Annotated in this window: 4 protein-coding genes; all 4 read left to right on the forward strand. The window is 71.7% G+C overall.

From position 1 onward, the window contains the following. Positions 1-114 precede the first annotated feature (114 nt). Entirely contained in the window at positions 115-663 is a 549-nt protein-coding gene (locus tag ABZS97_RS16380) for a carbonic anhydrase (protein WP_356138163.1), read from the forward strand. Positions 664-928: 265 nt separating this feature from the next. Continuing rightward, positions 929-1960, forward strand: a complete 1032-nt coding sequence (locus tag ABZS97_RS16385) for a MoxR family ATPase (protein WP_356138165.1) — start codon at positions 929-931, stop codon at positions 1958-1960. Continuing rightward, the gene (locus ABZS97_RS16390) at positions 1960-3324 is read left to right on the forward strand and encodes a DUF58 domain-containing protein (protein ID WP_356138167.1); all 1365 of its coding nucleotides are present in this window, start codon (positions 1960-1962) and stop codon (positions 3322-3324) included. The genes ABZS97_RS16385 and ABZS97_RS16390 overlap by 1 nt, the downstream gene beginning before the upstream one ends. Further along, positions 3321-5834 carry a DUF3488 and transglutaminase-like domain-containing protein gene (locus ABZS97_RS16395; protein ID WP_356138170.1) on the forward strand — a complete coding sequence of 838 codons (2514 nt, stop codon included), beginning with the start codon at positions 3321-3323 and terminating at the stop codon, positions 5832-5834. Before ABZS97_RS16390 ends, ABZS97_RS16395 begins: the two co-directional genes overlap by 4 nt. Positions 5835-6000: the final 166 nt, after the last annotated feature.

Consider the following 6000-nt stretch of genomic DNA (forward strand, 5'->3'; position numbering starts at 1 on the left):
CGTACGGGCGCACCCGCGACACCCTTGTGGGTTACCTCACAACAAGGCTTGATGATGTTCTTTGTCCGCTCTCACACCAGGACTACTCCATCCGTGACCAGTACCGTTATCGGTATGACGACTTCTGCATCCGTTCCCACAGAGCCCGCAGACGCCATACCGACCGACGGCACCGTGACGGACCGCCTCGTCGATGCGAACGAGCGGTACGCCGCCGCGTTCACCGACCCGGGGATGGACGCCCGTCCCGTCCTGCACGTCGCGGTGGTCGCGTGCATGGACGCGAGGCTCGACCTGCACGCCGCTCTCGGCCTCGAACTGGGCGACTGTCACACGATCCGCAACGCGGGCGGGGTGGTCACCGACGATGTGATCCGCTCCCTGACCATCAGCCAGCGCGCGCTCGGCACCCGCAGCGTCGTCCTGATCCACCACACCGGCTGTGGCATGCAGGCCATCACCGAGGACTTCCGGCACGACCTGGAGATGGAGGTCGGACAGCGCCCCGCCTGGGCGGTGGAGGCCTTCCGGGACGTCGAGCAGGACGTACGGCAGTCCATGCAGCGGGTGCGCACCTCGCCGTTCCTGCTGCACAAGGACGACGTCCGCGGCTTCGTCTTCGACGTGCACTCGGGCCTGCTGCGCGAGATAGACCCGGCCTGACAGCCCTGGCAGGGGCCCCCTCACCACCCCTCCGAGCCCTCATGGGACCCTCACCTCACGAAAACCCCCCGGACATCCGGCGCCCAAAAGGTCGCAAGACCTGACATATCGCAGCCAGTTATCCACAGGCGAGTGACACGAACCGGTAACGGCAACAAGAATGCGGGTGTGGCGTCACGCGGAACTTTTCGCGCGTGGTGTCCGTGTTTCGGGGTGGGCCGGTCCGCATGGGGCGTCGGCCCGGGAAAGGGCCGAGGAGGGCCGGGTGACGACCTATGACGATCGAGCGAGCCTTACAGATCTGACCGCCACTGTGGAGCGTGTCCGCAGTTCGGTGGAAGGAGTGATCGAAGGCAAGCCCGAGGTCGTACGGCTTTCGCTGACCGTACTGCTCGCCGAGGGCCATCTTCTGATCGAGGATGTCCCGGGCGTCGGCAAGACCATGCTGGCCAAGGCGCTGGCGCGGTCCATCGACTGCTCGGTGCGGCGCATTCAGTTCACGCCCGACCTGCTGCCCTCGGACATCACGGGTGTGTCCATCTGGGACCAGCAGCGCCGGGACTTCGAGTTCAAGCCGGGGGCGATCTTCGCGCAGATCGTGATCGGCGACGAGATCAACCGCGCCTCACCGAAGACGCAGTCGGCGCTCCTTGAGTCCATGGAGGAGCGCCAGGTCACCATCGACGGGCAGACCTACGAACTGCCGAGCCCCTTCATGGTGGTGGCCACGCAGAACCCGGTCGAGATGGAGGGCACCTACCCGCTGCCCGAGGCGCAGCGCGACCGCTTCATGGCCCGCGTCTCCATCGGCTATCCCAGCGCGGAGGCCGAGCTGCAGATGCTCGACATCCACGGCGGGGCGTCCCCGCTGGACGACCTCCAGCCGGTGGCCCACGCGCACGAGATCCTGAAACTCATCGACGCGGTCCGCACGGTCCACGTCGCGGACACGGTACGGCGGTACGCGGTCGACCTGGTCGCCGCCACCCGCAGCCACCCGGATCTCAGACTCGGCGCCTCGCCGCGCGCCACTCTCCATCTGCTGCGCGCGGCGAAGGCCTCGGCCGCCCTCAGCGGCCGGGACTACGCACTGCCGGACGACGTGCAGGCGCTCGCCGTGGCGGTGCTGGCCCACCGCCTGCTGCCCACGGCCCAGGCCCAGTTGAACCGTCGTACGGCGGAGCAGGTCGTCCAGGAGATCCTGCAGCGCACCGCCGTGCCGGCCGCACCCCAGCAGCAGTCCGGCTTCCCGGTGGGCTCTCCCACCTACGGCCAGCAGCCGCCACGGAGGCTGTGATGACGCAAGCGGGGACCGGGCACACCGCCGAGGAGGACAAGGGCGGGCTGCGCACGGCCCTCGCCGGTCTCACCACCCGCGGGCGCTCCTTCCTGGCAGCCGGAGTGGCGGCGGCCGTCTGCGCGTACGTCCTGGGGCAGAGCGATCTGCTCCGGGTCGGCCTGTTGCTGGCCGTCCTGCCGCTGGTCTGCGCGACCGTGCTCTACCGCACGCGCTACCGGGTGGCGGGCAGCCGCCGCCTCTCCCCCGGCCGCGTGCCCGCCGGCAGCGAGGCGCGTGTCCATCTGCGGATGGACAACGTCTCCCGGCTGCACACCGGACTGCTGATGCTCCAGGACCGGGTGCCGTACGTGCTCGGTCCGCGCCCCCGGTTCGTACTGGACCGGGTGGAGGCGGGCGGCCGCCGCGAGGTGTCCTACCGCGTGCGCTCGGACCTGCGCGGCCGCTACCCGCTGGGCCCGCTGCAACTGCGCCTGACCGACCCCTTCGGGATGTGCGAACTGACCCGCTCCTTCTCGACGTACGACACCCTGACCGTCATTCCGCGCGTGGAGGCGCTGCCGCCGGTCCGGCTGACCGGCGAGGCCAAGGGGTACGGCGACGGGCGGCAGCGCTCGCTGGCACTGGCCGGCGAGGACGACGTGATCCCGCGCGGGTACCGGCACGGCGACGATCTGCGCCGCGTGCACTGGCGGTTGACCGCGCGCTACGGCGAGCTGATGGTCCGCCGCGAGGAGCAGCCGCAGCGGTCCCGCTGCACGGTGCTGCTGGACACGCGCGGCCTCGCCTACCAGGGCGCGGGCCCGGACTCCGCTTTCGAGTGGGCGGTGTCGGGCACGGCGTCCACGCTGGTGCACATGCTGGAACGGGGCTTCTCCGTACGGCTGCTGACGGACACCGGCAGTTCGGTGCCCGGCGAGGGCGCCGACGGGTTCACGGGCGCGAGCCAGGAGTCGGCGGACGCGGCCGGACTGATGATGGACACCCTGGCGGTCATCGACCACTCCGACGGCACCGGGCTCTCCCGGGCCTACGACGTGCTGCGCAGCGGCAACGAAGGGCTGTTGATCGCCTTCCTCGGCGATCTGGACGAGGAGCAGGCGACGGTGCTCGCCAAGATGCGCCAGCGCAGCGGCGGAGCCGTCGCCTTCCTGCTGAACAGTGACGCCTGGGTGCGGGAACCGAGCGAGGTTCCCGACCCGTTGGACAGGAGCGAGGATCGACTGCGCATGCTGCGCGAGGCGGGCTGGACCGCTCTGAAGGTGCCACGCGGGAGCGGGCTCGCCGACCTGTGGCAGCAGGCCGACCGGCAGCGCTCGGGCGTCGCCTCGACGGGGAGCACGGCGAGGGGTGGTGGCTCATGAGCGGGCGTGCGCGACTGGCGCTGTGCGCCGCGGCCGCCACACTGATGGCCGCCTGCGCCCTGCTGCCGCTGGTGGACCCGGCGACCTGGATCCTCCAGGCGGCGTTTCTGCTCGCCGTGCAGACCGGTGTGGGTGCGCTGACCCGGCGGGTTCCGCTGGCCCGGCCGCTGACCGTGGCGGTGCAGGCGCTGGTGACACTGATGCTGCTGACGCTGGTCTTCGCCCGTCAGCAGGCCATCGCCGGGATCGTACCCGGGCCCGAGGCGTTCCACCGCCTCGGCATGCTGCTCCAGGCGGGCACCGACGACGTCGGACGGTTCGCCATTCCGGCGCCGCTGTCCGAGGGCATCCGGCTGATGATGGTCGGCGGCGTGCTGGTCATCGGGCTCGCGGTGGACGCCCTCGCGGTGACGTTCCGCAGCGCCGCCCCGGCCGGGCTGCCGCTGCTCGCGCTGTACTCGGTCGCCGCGGGACTGTCCGGTGGCGGCGCCGCATGGCTGTGGTTCCTGCTCGCGGCCGCCGGCTATCTGATGCTGCTCCTCGCCGAGGGCCGCGACCGGCTCTCGCAGTGGGGCCGCGTGTTCGGCGGTGCGGCACGCACCGCGGGCCCGGAGTCCTCCACCGGGGCCCTCGCGCCCGTCCGCACCGGGCGGCGCATCGGCGCGGTCGCGCTGGGCATCGCCCTGGTGGTGCCGCTCGGCCTGCCGGCGCTCGACGGCGGCCTGCTGGACGGCGCCGGGAGGGGCGTCGGCTCCGGCACGGGCGGTGGCGGCACGATCTCCGCGGTGAACCCGCTGGTCTCGCTCCGCGACAGCCTGAACGTGAACGAGGACCGCCAGGTCATGTCGTACCGCACCAACACGGACGACACCCAGGACCTGTATCTGCGGATCGTCTCCCTGGACGACTTCGACGGGACGGCCTGGAAGCCCGCCCAGCGGCACATCATCGATGTGCCGGACACGTTCCCGACGCCGACCGGCCTCGGCGGCGACGTCCGGCGGACCGAGATCCGGACCAGGATCGCGGCGGCGGACTGGTACGCGCAGGACTGGCTGCCGATGCCGTACCCGGCGAGCAAGGTGAACATCAAGGGCAACTGGCGCTACGAGCCGGTGGGCCGCACCCTCGTGGGAGACCACGGGCAGAACACCCGGGGCGCGCAGTACGAGGTCACGAGCCTGATCGTGCAACCGACCGCGGAGCAGCTCGCGAACGCTCCGGAGCCGTCGGACGACATGAAGCGCGACTACACGAATGTGCCGTCGTCGTTGCCGCCGGTGGTGGGCAGGACCGCCCGCCAGGTCACCGAGGGCGCGCAGAACCACTACGAGCAGGCCGTCAAGCTCCAGGACTACTTCGCCGTGACCGGCGGCTTCACCTACGACACCCAGGTGCAGGCCGGCAGCGGTTCCGCGGCGATCGCGAAGTTCCTGAAGGACAAGGAGGGCTTCTGCGTCCACTTCTCCTTCGCGATGGCCGCGATGGCGCGGACGCTGGGGATACCCGCCCGGGTCGCGGTGGGCTTCACGCCGGGTTCCCCGCAGGGCGACGGCTCGATGTCGGTCGGTCTGCGCGACGCGCACGCCTGGCCGGAGCTGTACTTCGAGGGCATCGGCTGGACCCGTTTCGAGCCGACCCCCAACCGCGGCTCGGTGCCGTCCTACACCCAGCCGGACTCCTCCGGGAGCGACCTGCCCGACGTGCCGAAGCCGTCGACGTCTGCCTCCACGGCGCCGTCCGCCGCGCCGTCCGCCAGTGAGAGCTGCTCGGCCGAGCAGAAGAAGCTGGAGGCGTGCAGCGGGGTGCTGCCGCAGAACAAGGCGGGGTCGGGCGACGACGGTCCGCCCTGGTACAAGATCCTTTGGTGGACGCTGGCGGGTGCGGCCGTGCTCGCACTGCCGTTGGTGCCGATGCTGTGGCGGCTGCGCAGTCGGTCGCTGCGGCTGGCCTCCTCCCAGCACGCGCCCGCCGCTGAGCGGCTCTCGCGCACGGGACGCACAGCCCGCGGTGCGGCAGAGGGCTTCACGGACGACATCGAGGTGTCCTCCCCGGCCGGGGAGGACACCTCGCTCCGCGCCTCCGAGGTGGCCGCGACGCACACGTTGGCCGTCTGGCGCGAGCTCACCGACACGGCGTGGGACTACGGCATCGTGCCGGACGACGCGCTGACCCCGCGCAAGGCGGCCGCACGGATCGTGCGGATCGGGCAGCTCGAACCGGGACCGGCCGAGTCGGTCCATCGGGTGGCCGGGGCCGTGGAGCGCGTGCTCTACGCGCCGCAGCCGCGACCCGAGGCCGGACTGGCCGACGATGTACGCCGACTGAGGGTGGCCCTGCGGTCCTCGTCGAGCCGGACCACCCGGCTGCGTGCGCTCGTCGCCCCCCGCTCGGCCATCCGTGTGGTGTGGGACCTCTCCGAACGCTGGACGGCCTTCAAGGCACGCTGGGCAACCCGCACAGCAAGCCTGCTGCGCCGCCCGTCGTCACCCGGGGAGCAGAACGGCTGAGCGGCGGCTGAGCGAGTGAGCGGCTGACAGCGACGCCCGGTCCGGGAGGTACGACCTCCCTGGCCCGGGCGTTGTGCTGCGCACGCCATCCGGGCCGGGGCCCGGGCCGTGCAGGGCAAGGCGGGACGCGGCCGGGCGCGGCACACGGCGGCGGCCCGCATCCGGC

The organism is Streptomyces sp. NPDC005485, from assembly GCF_040606085.1.
Classification (GTDB): Bacteria; Actinomycetota; Actinomycetes; order Streptomycetales; family Streptomycetaceae; genus Streptomyces.

What these genes read in the sequence shown, in the direction of transcription:
- ABZS97_RS16380 (WP_356138163.1), top strand. Translation starts at nt 115, where the DNA reads ATGACGACTTCTGCATCCGTTCCCACAGAGCCCGCAGACGCCATACCG.
- ABZS97_RS16390 (WP_356138167.1), top strand. Translation starts at nt 1,960, where the DNA reads ATGACGCAAGCGGGGACCGGGCACACCGCCGAGGAGGACAAGGGCGGG.
- ABZS97_RS16395 (WP_356138170.1), top strand. Translation starts at nt 3,321, where the DNA reads ATGAGCGGGCGTGCGCGACTGGCGCTGTGCGCCGCGGCCGCCACACTG.